Origin of the sequence: Acinetobacter sp. YH12151 (genome assembly GCF_013418355.1) — a bacterium.
GTDB classification, from domain to species: Bacteria; Pseudomonadota; Gammaproteobacteria; order Pseudomonadales; family Moraxellaceae; genus Acinetobacter; species Acinetobacter pseudolwoffii.
This window is the reverse complement of record NZ_VPCG01000010.1, coordinates 1-14,274: the sequence shown is the minus strand read 5'-3', so window position 1 is coordinate 14,274 and position 14,274 is coordinate 1. Positions and strand designations below refer to the sequence as shown.

Annotated in this window: 13 protein-coding genes; 6 read left to right on the top strand and 7 right to left on the bottom strand. The window is 45.8% G+C overall.

All coding sequences use genetic code 11. The features are described from left to right. Positions 1 to 4: 4 nt before the first annotated feature. Positions 5 to 1,582, bottom strand: coding sequence for a glutamate--cysteine ligase (gene gshA / locus FTU82_RS05440; RefSeq protein ID WP_100354953.1), 1,578 nt, complete (start codon positions 1,580 to 1,582; stop codon positions 5 to 7). A gap of 211 nt (positions 1,583 to 1,793) precedes the next feature. Between gshA and FTU82_RS05435 the strand changes: the two genes are divergently transcribed. Genes FTU82_RS05435 through FTU82_RS05425 form a run of 3 tightly spaced genes read left to right on the top strand, consistent with a single transcriptional unit; the run spans position 1,794 to position 4,250 of the window. Beyond that, positions 1,794 to 2,333 carry a DUF924 family protein gene (locus tag FTU82_RS05435; protein ID WP_180040755.1) on the top strand — a complete coding sequence of 180 codons (540 nt, stop codon included), beginning with the start codon at positions 1,794 to 1,796 and terminating at the stop codon, positions 2,331 to 2,333. Positions 2,334 to 2,385: 52 nt separating this feature from the next. After that, positions 2,386 to 2,937, top strand: a complete 552-nt coding sequence (locus tag FTU82_RS05430; protein ID WP_180101119.1) for a hypothetical protein — start codon at positions 2,386 to 2,388, stop codon at positions 2,935 to 2,937. Positions 2,938 to 2,948: 11 nt separating this feature from the next. Then, positions 2,949 to 4,250 (top strand): DUF445 domain-containing protein, encoded by a 1,302-nt coding sequence (locus tag FTU82_RS05425; protein ID WP_100354954.1) that lies wholly within the window; start codon positions 2,949 to 2,951, stop codon positions 4,248 to 4,250. Positions 4,251 to 4,416: 166 nt separating this feature from the next. Here the strand turns inward: FTU82_RS05425 and FTU82_RS05420 are convergent, their stop codons facing one another. Next, positions 4,417 to 4,704: a DUF2798 domain-containing protein gene (locus tag FTU82_RS05420; RefSeq protein ID WP_005173318.1), complete on the bottom strand. Its 288-nt coding sequence runs from the start codon at positions 4,702 to 4,704 to the stop codon at positions 4,417 to 4,419. Positions 4,705 to 4,945: 241 nt separating this feature from the next. Between FTU82_RS05420 and argS the strand changes: the two genes are divergently transcribed. Both argS and FTU82_RS05410 read left to right on the top strand, forming a co-directional pair. Next, a complete protein-coding gene (gene argS, locus FTU82_RS05415) occupies positions 4,946 to 6,736 on the top strand; it encodes an arginine--tRNA ligase (protein WP_100356999.1) in 1,791 nt (596 codons plus the stop codon). A 308-nt stretch (positions 6,737 to 7,044) separates the two neighbouring features. After that, positions 7,045 to 7,659 (top strand): SPOR domain-containing protein, encoded by a 615-nt coding sequence (locus FTU82_RS05410; protein ID WP_180050764.1) that lies wholly within the window; start codon positions 7,045 to 7,047, stop codon positions 7,657 to 7,659. Positions 7,660 to 7,746: 87 nt separating this feature from the next. On the opposite strand, the gene asd is transcribed toward FTU82_RS05410, so the two are convergent. The 5 genes from asd to FTU82_RS05385 form a co-directional block, all read right to left on the bottom strand. After that, the gene (gene asd / locus FTU82_RS05405) at positions 7,747 to 8,598 is read right to left on the bottom strand and encodes an archaetidylserine decarboxylase (RefSeq protein ID WP_005173321.1); all 852 of its coding nucleotides are present in this window, start codon (positions 8,596 to 8,598) and stop codon (positions 7,747 to 7,749) included. Then, positions 8,595 to 9,443, bottom strand: a complete 849-nt coding sequence (locus FTU82_RS05400; protein WP_180101118.1) for a sulfurtransferase — start codon at positions 9,441 to 9,443, stop codon at positions 8,595 to 8,597. The genes asd and FTU82_RS05400 overlap by 4 nt, the downstream gene beginning before the upstream one ends. Positions 9,444 to 9,626: 183 nt before the next feature. Next, entirely contained in the window at positions 9,627 to 10,832 is a 1,206-nt protein-coding gene (gene pncB / locus FTU82_RS05395; protein WP_100357001.1) for a nicotinate phosphoribosyltransferase, read from the bottom strand. Positions 10,833 to 10,950: 118 nt separating this feature from the next. Beyond that, entirely contained in the window at positions 10,951 to 11,481 is a 531-nt protein-coding gene (locus tag FTU82_RS05390; RefSeq protein ID WP_180040745.1) for an ankyrin repeat domain-containing protein, read from the bottom strand. 187 nt (positions 11,482 to 11,668) lie between these two features. Beyond that, a complete protein-coding gene (locus FTU82_RS05385; RefSeq protein WP_180101117.1) occupies positions 11,669 to 13,183 on the bottom strand; it encodes a catalase in 1,515 nt (504 codons plus the stop codon). 228 nt (positions 13,184 to 13,411) lie between these two features. Between FTU82_RS05385 and dtd the strand changes: the two genes are divergently transcribed. After that, a complete protein-coding gene (gene dtd, locus FTU82_RS05380) occupies positions 13,412 to 13,852 on the top strand; it encodes a D-aminoacyl-tRNA deacylase (protein ID WP_074383830.1) in 441 nt (146 codons plus the stop codon). The last annotated feature ends 422 nt before the right edge of the window (positions 13,853 to 14,274 follow it).

Below are 14,274 nucleotides of genomic sequence, written 5' to 3'. Positions count from 1 at the left end.
TTTTTTATCGATATTGGGCTAAATAATCAGCAAAACTGACGCTGCTATCTTGCTCGAGTTGCTGTTGTTGCTGCAATGACTTTTGTGACATTTCTTCAAAATAAGCCAGTGTTTCCGGGCTGAGCTGATGTGCTTCATAAACACTGCTATGTTGCTGAGCCAGATGCTGGCCAAAGTGCCACATACTGCCTTGAGTGCGTGTATCGCCCACCACCAGGGCAGATAAAGTCGCATCAACTTCATCAACCCGAATCTGCATCATTTTCATGGCATTGCTATACAGGTCGGTTGCATAGGTCTGATTGAGCAGCTCGGCCAGAGGCTGCATGCGTTGCAGATGTATGGCACACCAGTCTTCAATCGGATAGCATTGACCATCTGCCAGAATTGCAGCATTCGGCGCACGGCCACGATTTACCACTTCGGTCTGATTCTGCTCAATGATCTCCTGCTCCTCACTGAAAAGTGCTGGACTGTCCTGCAATAAACAATACAAGGCCACCACCTCCAGGAAGCCGGCGGTGTCTTCATTGATGCCAATCGGGCTATATGGATTGACATCGACTGCACGCAGCTCGACATAGGCAATCCCACGATTTTCAAGGGCTTGAGATGGGGTTTCACCCTCTTGTGGCACCTGCTTCGGACGTACCAGACTGTAATATTCATTTTCGATTTGCAGCACATGATCATTGATCTGAGTCGGCTGGCCATCTGCTGCATTCAGTCCAAGACGACTAAAGGGTTTATACGGCGTTTTGACTGCTTTTTGCAGTCCTTCTAGATAGTCTTGCAAGTTATTATAGTGAATGCCGAGCTGTTTCTGGGCTGAGTTCTGGTAGCCAAATCGTCCCATACGCAATGCTGTCGCATAAGGGGTATACAGGGTGCCTTTTACCAAGGGCAATAGATGATGATCACGACCGGTCATAAAGCACTGGCAGACTGCCGGACTGGCACCGACCAGGAACATCACCAGTGGGGTCAGACGAATAAAGTTACGGATCAGTCCCATATAGCGGTGGCTGCGATAATCCTGCAGGCTTAAGTCCTTGAGTGCTTCATCCTGCTCCTGCTGCTGTAAGGCTTCGAACAGATGATCCGGGAAAGACAGGTTATAATGCACCCCTGAAATGGTCTGCATACGGCGACCATAACGCACCCCCAAGCCATGACGATACAAGGTTTTAAATAAGCCGATATTCGAGCTGCCATACTGCGCCAACGGAATACTTTCATCGCGGCTATCCAGCATGCAGGGCATTGACATCGGCCAGAGTTTTTCCTCATTTTCCAGATGACGATGCACAATCGCGTGAATATCAGTGAGATAGTCCAAGGCTTTTTTGATCGTGTCCTGCGGCGGCGTAATAAACTCCATTAAGGCTTCAGAATAGTCTGTGGTGATATGTGGATGAGTCAAGGCTGAACCCAAGGCACGCGGATGCCCTGCCTGTGACAGGAAACCATCACTCTGCATACGTAAGCTTTCACGCTCAATACCACGCAGCATGCCTTTGATGAGTGACGACTCTACCCAGGTCGGTAACACATTTTGGGAAGTCGGTTCAGGTTGACTCATTACAATCTCGCTTAAAGGGGCTAAACTATTAAATTAAAATCATCAGTTTAATCAGTATACCGTGATTTCATGCCGGCACATGACAGGCCGCCTACTTTTCAGGCAAACTATTGATTTTTAATTTGGCAATTTTTTAACACAAACTTCCTCTATAAGACATGTGAAATTTGTGATTTTATAATTAAATGAGCAGAGGCAAACAATAAAGCATATGAATTATCAAGATTTTTTAGACTTCTGGTTTTCCCCGGCCGCAGAACCGAACTGGTTTGTTAAAAGCGCCGCCTTTGATGCCTTACTGGCTGAAAAGTTTAGTGTCTTGCATCGGCAGGCCGCACAAGGCGAATTATGGACCTGGCGAGAAACGCCAGCAGGCCGGGTGGCCGAAATCATTATCCTGGATCAGTTATCCCGTAATTTATATCGCAACGATCCACGTGCTTTTGCTCAAGATGGTATGGCTTTGGTCCTGGCGCAGGAAATGATCCAGCTAAAACTCGATCAAGCGCTTGATCCAGTCTACCGCCGTTTTTTATACATGCCCTTTATGCACAGTGAGTCAGCACGTATCCATGAAGTGGCATTGCAGCTGTTTGAAGCGCTGGATAATCCAACTGTATTGGACTATGAGCTAAGACATAAAGTGATTATTGACCGTTTCGGACGTTATCCGCATCGAAACCAGCTTTTAGGCCGGGAATCGACCGCGGAAGAATTAACTTTCCTGACCCAGCCAGACAGTAGTTTTTAAGAGTTTTTAAGCTCCGCTGTCTGGACTGGATCATTGCATCAGGAGATCGAACATGAAATATACCCTCTGCGGGCTGGGTCTCATTGCGGTAGTGGGTCTGAGTGGCTGTGCAACGACACCCTCAAAGCCTTTAAGCTTTGATCAGTTAGGTCAATATAGTACCACGCCCCTCAACAGCAGCACCTATCGCATCAGCTTTCAGGCTCGTCCCAATATGAGCTTTGGTACTGCTGAAGAAATCACCCTGCTCAAAGCCGCACAGACGACCGTACAAAATGGCTTTCAGTTTTTCAGGGTACTGAATGATCCAAGTAACCGCACCCAGCAACCACCACGGCAGGCCGTCGTCTATCCGGCACCGAGCTATTATCCCTATGGATATTACCGCCGTTATCCGGGATTCTGGCCAGATCCATTCTTTGATCGGCCTTATACGGTTACCCTCGATCCTGCACAGGTGGCCTATACCATTGAATGCTTCAAAGCCGGTCAGGCCCCGCAAGATGCCTTTGATGCCCGCTTGATTTTACAGTCACTTGGGGCTAAATATGGTCTAAGTCCATCCGGCGCAGTGCTGCAACCGCAACCGGCCAATCCCTCTTGACAGGATGATCTATGCAGACAGAGCCTATCTCACCGAGCTTACAACGCAGTAAACGTTTTGCGACCATCGCGCTGGTGGTCGCGGTACTGATCTGGTTGGCACTCATGCTTGCTGCCAAGCTGCTGCCCGAATATGTCTGGCTGATTCATATCCTGATGCTCTCTGCAGAAGCCGGTGTGGTCGGTGGTCTGGCTGACTGGTATGCGATTACCGTACTGTTCCGTAATCCTTTTGGCCGCTTGCCGATCCCGAAATTTTTACGTGACCATACCGAAATCATTCCCCGCAACAAGGCCCGTATTGCAGAGTCGATGGGCCGTTTTGTGCAGGAAAATTTTCTTTCTCCGCAAATTGTACAGCGCAGTCTGGCCAGTACCGACTTGAGTCTGGCCGCGGGGCGCTGGCTGGCCAATCCGCAGAATAATGCCCAGGTCACCCAGGTGATCCAGCAAACCGTGCCTAAAGTTTTTGAATTTGTCGGGCAGGAACAGATTGCCGGATTTATCCAGAATAATAGCGTGCAATGGGTCAAGAATACCCAGATCAATACCCTGGCCAGCGAGATGCTGCGCGCCGTACTCGAAAATGATTTCCATCAGGATGTACTGCAACGCGGCCTAGACGTGGTACATGCCTGGATGAGCTCACATCCTGAAGAAACCCGGGAACTGACCCGTAACCTGTTCAAGGAAATGGGAGTCTGGAAACTGGCCAAAGGCGCGAGCTGGATCGGGATTGATGTGCAGCAACGCAGCATTGATTCTGTCATTCAGAGGGTTGAAGCGATGCTGGCCGATCCGGATCATCCTTGGCGGCTTAAAATTGAGGAAACTGGACATCACTGGATGTTGCAACTGGCCGACAACCACAGTGAAGCCAGCCAGCGTCTGAATGAAACCAAGGATGCCTTGCTCGATAGCCCGCAGGTGCTGAATTTTATCAGTGGTGCCGTGGTGATTTTATGTGATGCCATTAAAGAGGATTTGCAAAAACCGTATTCCGGTATTGCCGAGAATCTCAGAATTGCGATTCAGCAGGTCGGAGAAAATATTATCTCGAATGCTTCGGTACGTGAGCTGCTGAATAAACGTCTTAGCGGGATCGCGGTGGATCTGAGTGATCAGTACAGTGAAAAAGTGATTCGTTTCATTAGCGAGCGCATTCACGAATGGGATTCGACCGAGATGATCGACAAGATTGAAAATGAAGTCGGTGGCGACCTGCATATGATCCGGGTCAATGGTGTCGTGGTCGGTGCCTGTATCGGTCTGGTGCTCGGGATTATCCGGGCGGCGGTGGAGCATCTGATTTAAAAACCATTTTCTCTTTGATACAGCTTGGCTCTTCAACAGATTCAGGCTGTTTGGGGACAGAATAAAATCAGCCCAACCTTAAAAATAAAACCTGCCTGCCCTATTTTTCACATCGGCATTTTTAAAAGGCTGAAACCCTTACTATTGTCAGAGTTGTTTTAATCAATCACTTCGGTGCTTGAGGGCCGGACATATCCACCAATAGTCCGGTAAATTTGCGGACAAAAGGTAATAAGGTCACCACGACTGGAAAGGCAATTGCCCAGGAAATCATCCAGTTGTGAAACCAAAGTGGCATGAATCCATCAATCCAGCCTAAATTGCGCAGCATATTGATCATGGAAATGATGCCACTCATCAGACCAGACAAGATAAACGGCACAATAATCAGTGCCCATTTCGCCGGAAGTTTAGGAATATTGCCAATAATGGTCGGATGTTGTTGCGAATCCACGGACTGCTCTTTTTCTATATTTTAAGATCACTAATATAAGCCAAATTTTATACTTCTGAAGGTGCATTTTTATTAAAATTGATGTTATTTTCACCCGATTGATCACATTCTCCCAAAGACCAGATTGTAAAAAATCTGTGGAGTGATCGTATAATTTTTATTCCCTAGAAATGCTTTTACCTAAAGAGCATGAAATTTGCTATATTTGCTGTTTTTCTGCGACATTTATTTTCGACTGATTATGAACACGGCAATCCAAGCAGCTCTAGAACATGCAGTGCAATCCCTTCAAGCTGAAGGTGTCCTCCCATCTGACTGGAAAAACAGCAGTAGTTTGACGCGTACCAAAGACCGAACACACGGTGATTTCGCCTCAAATATCGCGATGATTGCCTCTAAAGCTGCGGGTATGAAGCCGCGTGATTTAGCAGAAAAAATGCTTGCTGTTCTTCCTGAAGTGGCAGATATCAGCAAAGCGGAAATCGCAGGTCCTGGTTTTATTAACTTCTTCCTCAATGCAGACCAGCGCTTTGTGGTACTCGATCAAATTCAAGCACAGCAAGATGCTTATGGTCGCACCCAGGTCAATGCGGACAAACGCATTCAGGTTGAATTTGTCTCTGCCAATCCGACCTCTAGCCTGCACGTGGGTCATGGTCGTGGTGCCGCGTATGGCATGACCGTTGCTAATCTTTTAGAGGCGACTGGTGCCAAAGTAGATCGCGAATACTATGTCAATGATGCTGGCCGTCAAATGGACATTCTGGCCACTTCAACTTACCTGCGTTATTTAGAGTTAAATGGTCAGGAACTGGTCTTCCCGAAAAATGCTTACCAAGGCGACTATGTCAAAGAAATCGCGCAAAGCATTATTGACCAGAATGGCGATGCTTATGTCCGCCCTGTAGCGGATGTGTATAAAGATGTACCGGAAGATGTGCAATTCGCTGCTGAACTGGATGCAGATGGCAACAAAGTGGTGGTGTCTGGCGACAAAGAAAAGCACATTGATGGTTTGATCTTTAATTCTCAGGCGTTGATTGGTACAGGCTATCGTGTCTTCCTACAGGCAGCACTCAAAGCGATTCTGGATGATATTAAAGATGACCTGGGCGAATTTGGTGTCACTTTCAACCAATGGTTTAGCGAAGAATCATTAACCGACAAAATTGAAGAAGCCTTACAAACCTTAGATCAACGTGGTTTCCTGTACGAAAAAGATGGCAATATCTGGTTCAAGTCGACTGAATTTGGTGATGAAAAAGACCGTGTGGTGAAACGCCGTAATGGCCAGACCACCTACTTTGCCTCTGACATTGCCTATCACCTGAATAAATTACAACGTGGCTATACCGATATTATTGATATCTGGGGTTCCGATCACCACGGTTATATCGCACGTGTGAAAGCAGCGATTGATGCGATGGGCTATGACTCGAAGAAATTAACGGTGCTTCTGGTTCAGTTTGTCAGCCTGTGGCGCGGTGGCGAGATGGTACAAATGTCATCTCGTTCAGGTCAGTTCGTGACCTTGCGTGATCTGCGCAAAGAAGTCGGCAACGATGCTGCACGTTTCTACTATGTGATGCGTAAATCTGAACAACACATCGATTTCGATCTAGACTTAGCGGTGTCGCAAAGCAAAGACAACGCTGTATATTACATCCAGTATGCGCATGCCCGAATCTGCCGTATGTTAGAAAAAGCGGCCTCTACAGGCGTGAATTTTGACGCTGCGGCAGCGCGTACTCTGGCGGCCCGACTTGAGCTGGATGCTGAAACTGAAGTTCTGGCTAAACTGGCTGCCTATCCAGAAATTCTGGTGCGTGCTGCAAACAGCCATGAGCCACATCAAATCGGCAACTACCTGAAAGAGCTGGCAGCCTTGTTCCACGGCTGGTACAACGACAATAAAGTACTCGGTGATGATGCTGAACTGACTCAGGCGCGTTTACTGTTATCAGTGAACGTACGTCAGGTATTGCGTAATGGCTTAGAACTTTTAGGTGTGTCTGCGCCTGAGAGCATGTAAGCAAAGCACCGCTTTGCATGCTCGCAAGGCGAAAGCTTCGCTTGAGTAAGCATGTATAGATTGTTTTGCATGCTCGCAAGACAAAAGCTCTACTCGAAGCCACAACGAAAACTGTTGTTTTAGCTGTTCAGAAAATACCTGGCTAGATTCTGCCAGCTATTTGAAAAAATAGCTCAAGTATAAATCTGGTGTGCAGTTTGATCTAAATAATGACATTTGGATCTTAATCACATAGGATGAAATAATAGTCAGGCATAACCACTGTTATGCCTTTTCTATGAGGCAACCCCATATAGAGGAAATCCCAAGTGTTTGGAAAAACGCAACGCGGTGTATCTGAAAGACCGAATAAGCCTAAAAAGCCACTGATTCCGACCTGGCTCGGCACACTCGTGATCATTTTAATCGTGTTGAGTTTTTTAATGGCACTGATGTTGTGGAAGCCATGGGAACCGGTTAAGCCTAAAACTCAAACGACTACAGCATCTGTCCAGGAAGAAGACACCAATAAGGATTACCGTTTTTACGATTTGTTGCCACAACAACAAGTAACTCCGATTCCTGAACAGGCGGTACCTGAAGCTAAAAGACAGGATACTGTGGTGATTGTAGAAGCACCTCGACCTGAAGTTCCTGAAGCTGCAGCAAGCACCGAACCTGGCTTAGAAGTCAGCGAAGCACCAGTTACAGCTCCGGTCAGCTATATTCTGCAAGTACGCAGCTTTGATGATCCGGATCAGGCCGATGCCCGCCGTGCGGAAATTATTCTGAATGGCCTGTCTGCTGATGTGGTCAGAAGCGTAGAAAATGGCAAAGTCTGGTATCGTGTGGTCTCAGGCCCTTATGACTCGGCTGATGCGGCACTGATTGCCCAGCAGACCTTGCAACACAGTGGCATTGATTCGATTGTGGTGAAACGCTAAAGATTTAAATGAGAAAAAGCGCCTGATGGCGCTTTTTTTGTATCCTCCCCCTTTGAAAAAGGGGGAGGATACAATAGGCTAAAATCTTTAAACCGTATGCCCCAATGCTTCACCCATATTCACCAAAGAATTGGCCTTGAAAGCGGCATCCCACTGCATTTTATGTTCTTCAAATAAAATCACTGCAGTTGAACCGAGGTAGAACCGGCCCAGTTCCGCACCTTTTTCCAGGAACAGATCATGCTGGTTTAACTCGATCCGACCAGAAGGTTTGACCTTGCCAGTAGCCACCGTTTCAATACCAGCCACAATCATTGCACCCACCAAGACCACGGCCATACGGCCAATTTCAGTATCAAACAGGCAGACCATGCGTTCATTGCGGGCAAACAGGCCCGGAATGTTTTCTGCCGTGACCTGATTGACCGAGAACAGTTCCCCCGGTACATATAAAGTTTCAGTCAAAGTCCCTGCAAATGGCATATGCACACGGTGATAATCACGTGGTGACAAATATACTGTCGCAAATTCACCATTCTTGAAGGGTTCAGCCAGTTGCGGGTCAGCAATCAGCGCTTCTACAGTAAATTTTTGACCTTTGGCCTGAAACACATCGCCATTTTCAATTTTACCCAGCTGGGAAATCGCCCCATCCGCAGGTGAAACAATGCTGCTGGCATCTGGATCAACTGCACGAATCCCTTGTTTCAGGGCACGGGTAAAGAATTCATTAAATGATTTGAATTTCAAGGCATTGGCCTGTTCAGCAATCGACATATCAATGCCGTACTGTGCCTTAAAGGCAGTAATTACAGCCGTTTTGATAATCGGGTTTTCGCTGGCAGCAATTTTGCCGACCACACGAGACAGGCGATGTTGCGGTACTAATCGTTGAGCTTTAATAAAAAACTGTTGTTTTAAACGTGATGTGATGCTCAAGATGGCACCTCCCCTGTAGCGATTGGACTATTGAGGCGATTGCCCCATTCACTCCACGCACCATCATAGGCTCGAATTTTCCAGCCCAGTAAACGGCCCAGAATATAGGCCAAACCTGAGCGATGATGGGACTGGCAGTACACCACAACCGGCTGAGTCAAATCAAAGCCCAGTTGTTCCAGACGCTGCTGAGTACGTGGTAAAGGCTGCAATTTTAAATGATTTTGCCGGTTAAGGGCAGTACTCCATTCAAAATGACGTGCTCCCGGAATATGACCACCGCGGCGCGCTGCCAGACGCAGGCCAGTATATTCATCTTCAGTGCGGCAATCCCACAGTTGAACTTGTTCATTTTCAATGAGCTGGTGTAATTCATCATAGCCAATCTGAAACTCTGATTTTTGCTCGAGATTGACAGGGACTAAATGACTCACCGGGCTAAATATTTCCTGATCGGACGAGGTTGGCAAACCTGCACCTAGCCAGGCATGAATCCCGCCATTCAATAGACTGGTATTTTCAAAACCCAGACAATGCAGATTCCAGAGTAAACGCCCGGCCCACGCCCCGCCCTCATCATCATAGGCCACCACATGATGCTCAGGCGAAATATTCAGATAAGCAATGAGGGCCTGCAAGCCTTCTACATCCGGCAATAGCCCCATCGTATGATCTTCCTGACGAACCAGCAGCTTGGGTTGTAAATGCAGGGCATGTGGAATATGCAACTGCTCATACACAGAAGCCCGGCTGAGGTCGACAATACGAAGTTTTTCATGGCCCAAATAGGGAACTAAATCTTCTGCCTCGATCAGCAGACCAAAATTAAAAGCTGAAGCTGTCATCGTTATCATGGCTATGATGGGTCAAATTGTTTTGATCTTAGCACAGCTCATTTTTACACTTATGCGGTTTCTTTTAAGATGATTAGCAGGATTTTAGATAAGTCATGCTAAAAATCCATCTCGTATAAAAAAACCGCCCCTGTAGCGAAGCGGTTTTTAAAATTGCTCATGTCTAAAATGTGCTTAAGCAGGTTCAGTGATCTCGAAAACCTGACGCAAATAAGCCAGGAAAGTATCATTATCAGTCATGGTTTTGCCTGGACTGTCCGAAATTTTCGCCACCGACTGACGGTTACATTCCACCAGTTTCAATACGATATTTAAGGGGGTTTGGCCCATGTCGTTGGTCAGGTTGGTGCCAATCCCGAAACTGACCTGAAAACGGTCTTTAAAGTATTGATGCAGTTTCCAGGCTTTTTCCAGATTCAGACCATCACTGAAAGTCAGCATTTTGGTTTTGCTGTCAATTTTCAGTTTTTTATAATGTGCATAGGCCTTGTCACCCCAAACATAGGGATCACCACTGTCATGACGCAGGCCGTCAAACAGTTTGGCAAAATACAGGTCAAAATCACGCAGGAAAGCATCCATACCGACCACATCAGTCAGGGCAATACCTAAATCACCACGATATTCCTGTACCCAGGTTTCCAGCGCAGATTTCTGGAAATTACGCAGACGCACGTCAAGCGCCTGAAATGCTTGCAGGAATTCATGCGCCATGGTGCCAATCGGGGTAATTCCCAATTCTTTCGCCAATAACACATTACTGGTACCACGGAAGACATGTGGTGCAGCCTTGTTGAATTCTTCTACCACATGCTTTTGCCATTCGAAACTATAACGGCGACGTGTCCCAAAATCCGACACTAAAAATGGCGGATCATGTGGATGTTGCGATGCATCGTATTCTTTTAATAATTGTATTTTCGCCTGTAAACGGCGCTCACCTTCAGCCAGCACTTCAGGACTACGGATCCGGCTAAAATACAGTTCATTGACAATTGCCAGTACGAAGATTTCAAACATCATTGCCTGAACCATCGGGCCTTCAATGGTGATATCTAAACGACCTTCGCTATCGATACTGGCCTGAATAAAACGGCGTTTCAGTTGAAACAGTTCCAGATAATCGACGAAATCGCTCTTGATAAAACGCAGACTTCTTAAATATTGCAACTCGTCTTCTTTGAAGTTGAGCTGACACAACAGATCAAGTTGATGATTGAGATCATCCAGAATATCCGTCAGTGGATAGACTGTATCTTCCAGATTACGACAACGGAAATGGTAGACACTATGCGTTTGCGGAAACTTGTGTAATACCACTTGTAACATGGTGAATTTGTACAAGTCAGTATCTAACAGGGAACGGATAATTGGAGCCATAACTAAGGAAATATCGCTGTGCTTATCTCAACATTAAAGCATAAAATTTTATGTAATATTGCAGGATTTACGTACAGCTAGCTGAATTCGCGACAAAAGTATCAGAGTATAATGGGTTTTATTTTGACAACTGGCCTTGGGTTTTCCCCTGTTCCTGAATGATTTTCTGCAGCTGTTTTTCCTGACCAATCACCTTGGCAAATTCGGCTGTGGTCTTTTGCCCGGTCTGCTTGGCTTGGGCATCACAGTCGACCTGACGCAGCTGTTTGGCAATCGCAAATTCCATTTTAAACAGTGCCCCCATCAATGCGGTATTGCCTTTATTGTCGCGGGCGCAGCGATCAGCACCATGATTGAGCAAGGTCGTCACAATAGTTTGATGGCCATAATAGGTCGCCATCATCAGTGGGGTAAAACCGGCACTATTGCGTACATCAACCGGAAAACCATACTTGAGAAATTCATGAATCACTTCGTCATTGCCGGTTTTGGCTGCGGCAAAAAACAATGCAACTAATTCCTGTTGTGAGCTCATCTGAATATTGTCCACAGTTTTAGCAGGGGAGATCTCCTTGGCGGTGGCCACGTTTGCGAATATGGAACCTATCGCGAGAATACTGGCTAAAACTGCATGCTGCATAGCTTTCATGATGAACTCCAACAGAAATCAAATAGAGACATGAATCGAAAATGATTCTATTCAGATTAGATAAGATGAGTAAAACGTAGTGCCTGTAGAACTCCCCCTAGGGTGCAGGAAAGGTTTGGAGTTCTACAGGACTTTGCGGAGGTGAATTCTTAAACCCTAGTCACCAATCCTGATCGACCAATCAAAATCAGTCTTTGAGTTGTGCTGCTTTGGCTTTGACCGTTGCGATGTTGCCCTTCACCGCTTTGGTCATACGTGTACCGTAGTCGGTATCTGCCTTGTAGAAATAAGACAACATGATGTGCTTGGTTTCTGAATCTTTTACTGCACCTAAGTCCGCAGCCAGGTTCATAATCAAGTCATCTTTCTCTTTGGCAGTATACGAACGGTACAGCTCACCTGCCTGCTTGAAGTTCTGCTCTTTCACACCGATTTGCTGTACATGACCCGATAATGGTGTTTGTACCGCACGTGCTTTTGCAGTTGCAGCTTTTGGCTCTTTGCGGCTTGGCTCATAGTTCACATCCGAGTCACGCTCAGACACGTTCATATAACCTTCCTGGTTGTTGTTATTTACAGCAACCACTGGACGGTTCACCGGAATTTGCTGGTGATTCACACCCAGACGGTACATTTGCGTATCTGAGTAAGAGAAGATACGGCCTTGTAGCAGACGGTCTTCCGATGGCTCAATACCCGGAACTAGATTACCTGGTGCAAATGCCGACTGTTCAGTCTCATTGAAGAAGTTCTTTGGCATGCGGTTCAGGGTCAATGTCCCCACTTTCACTTCTGGAACTAAGTCAGTTGGCCAGATCTTGGTGGGATCAAGTGGATCAAAATCAAACTTGCCGAGATCTTTTGGATCCTGTACCTGGATATGCAGATCCCATTTCGGGAAGTTGCCGGCATAAATGTTGTTATAAAGATCATTGGTCAAGTGATTGAAGTCTTTGCCCTGTTGCACGGCAGCTTCTTTCACATTCAGCCCCTTCACGCCTTGTTGCGAGCGGAAGTTGAATTTCACATATTTGTATTCGCCCTTGTCGTTATATAGCTTGTAAGCATGTACACCGAAACCGTCCTGTTCGCGGTAGCTGGTGGGCACACCTTGTTTGCCGTACACATAAGTCAGCATGTTGGTAGCCCATGGCTGGCTCGACAGGAAGTCAAACACACGGTTGGCATCTTGTACGTTTGTCACCGGGCTTGGCTTCATTGCATGAATGAAGTCCGGGAATTTGATCGCATCACGGATGAAGAATACCGGTGTCTGGTTACCGACCAGATCCCAATTCCCTTCTTGAGTATAGAACTTGATCGCGAAACCGTGTGGGTCACGCAGGGTTTCCGGTGAACCTTTACCATGAATTACCGTAGACATACGGACAAAAACTGGAGTTTTAGTACCGGTCTTGAATAGAGAAGCAATTGTTAAATCAGACAGGTCTTTAGTTGCAACGAATTCACCATACGCCCCTGTACCACGCGCATGTACCACACGCTCCGGAATACGCTCACGACCAAAACGTTGTAGTTTTTGTACCAATTGAACGTCTTGAAGCAAGACTGAACCATTTGGGCCTGCTGTGATTGAGTTCTGGTTATCACCGACTGGCGCGCCATTGTCTTTAGTTAGAGGAGCAGCTTGTGTGGCTGTGACAGTTGCAAGCATTGCAACCAGTAATGAACGCTTAAACATTTCTAAATCTCTCAATTTATTACCTTTCCTGCAGGTGCTAAGATATATAAAAACTAAAAATTGTTAAAACAGATTATTTTTATCACTTCAATCGTTTTAATGAATTTATAAAAATTAATCAATTGATTTTCAAATATTTAAAACTCATAAAAATTAGCATCTGATACTGCTTCAGGTTTTATTCTTGTTACAATCACGCCCATCTATCGTTATCAGTCAATATGTAAAATGCGTGCCTTATTACAAAGAGTTTTAGAAGCTAAAGTCGTGGTCGAGGGTGAAACCACTGGCGAAATAAATAAAGGAATTCTGGTTTTTCTGGGTCTGAGCAAGGACGACAATCTGGAAAAAGGTAAAAAGCTGATTGATAAAATATTGAAATACCGATTCTTTGATGATGAACAAGGCAAAATGGGCTGGAATGTCGGTCAGGCCGGAGGTGGTTTACTGCTGGTTTCGCAATTTACCCTGATGGCGCAAACCCAAAAAGGTTTACGTCCAGATTTTGGCCCTGCCATGCCACCTGCTGCTGCAAAAGAGCTGTATGAGCAACTGGTTGACTATGCAAAGTCACAATTTGAACATGTACAAACTGGTATTTTTGCAGCGGATATGAAAGTACATTTGGTCAATGATGGGCCGGTGACCTTTAATTTAGAAGTTGAATAGCGACATTATTTTCCACATTAAAAAGCCCTCAGATTCAGTAATCGAGATCAGGCAGGAAACTGTCTGGTTTTTTATTATTGTTATTCATAATGATATGGGGTAGCTGGAAACCTCATCCCCAACGGTCTGGGGCATCAGGTGTATTGTACCGCAAGATTAGAAAATAATTGTTTCTGCAAAAGATTTAAAAAATTAAGGAGCTTAGATCTAAACTCCCTAACTGACTGGCATTACCCAGATTGAAACTGGTTGAATCCTGCCCTCAGCCCTCCTTGAAAAAGGAGTGATTGATAGTAAATAATTATATTGACAAATATAGTCAAACATATACAATTTAGGTATTAAATTTTAAAAAAACTTGCAATGAAATACTTGACTGAAAGCTTAAAGAAAGTAGAGCAAGACCTTGCTTATTTTGTATC

Coding starts and splice junctions, on each gene's coding strand:
- gshA (WP_100354953.1), bottom strand. CDS start 1,582: ATGAGTCAACCTGAACCGACTTCCCAAAATGTGTTACCGACCTGGGTA.
- FTU82_RS05435 (WP_180040755.1), top strand. CDS start 1,794: ATGAATTATCAAGATTTTTTAGACTTCTGGTTTTCCCCGGCCGCAGAA.
- FTU82_RS05430 (WP_180101119.1), top strand. CDS start 2,386: ATGAAATATACCCTCTGCGGGCTGGGTCTCATTGCGGTAGTGGGTCTG.
- FTU82_RS05425 (WP_100354954.1), top strand. CDS start 2,949: ATGCAGACAGAGCCTATCTCACCGAGCTTACAACGCAGTAAACGTTTT.
- argS (WP_100356999.1), top strand. CDS start 4,946: ATGAACACGGCAATCCAAGCAGCTCTAGAACATGCAGTGCAATCCCTT.
- FTU82_RS05400 (WP_180101118.1), bottom strand. CDS start 9,443: ATGACAGCTTCAGCTTTTAATTTTGGTCTGCTGATCGAGGCAGAAGAT.
- pncB (WP_100357001.1), bottom strand. CDS start 10,832: ATGGCTCCAATTATCCGTTCCCTGTTAGATACTGACTTGTACAAATTC.
- FTU82_RS05390 (WP_180040745.1), bottom strand. CDS start 11,481: ATGAAAGCTATGCAGCATGCAGTTTTAGCCAGTATTCTCGCGATAGGT.
- FTU82_RS05385 (WP_180101117.1), bottom strand. CDS start 13,183: ATGTTTAAGCGTTCATTACTGGTTGCAATGCTTGCAACTGTCACAGCC.
- dtd (WP_074383830.1), top strand. CDS start 13,412: ATGCGTGCCTTATTACAAAGAGTTTTAGAAGCTAAAGTCGTGGTCGAG.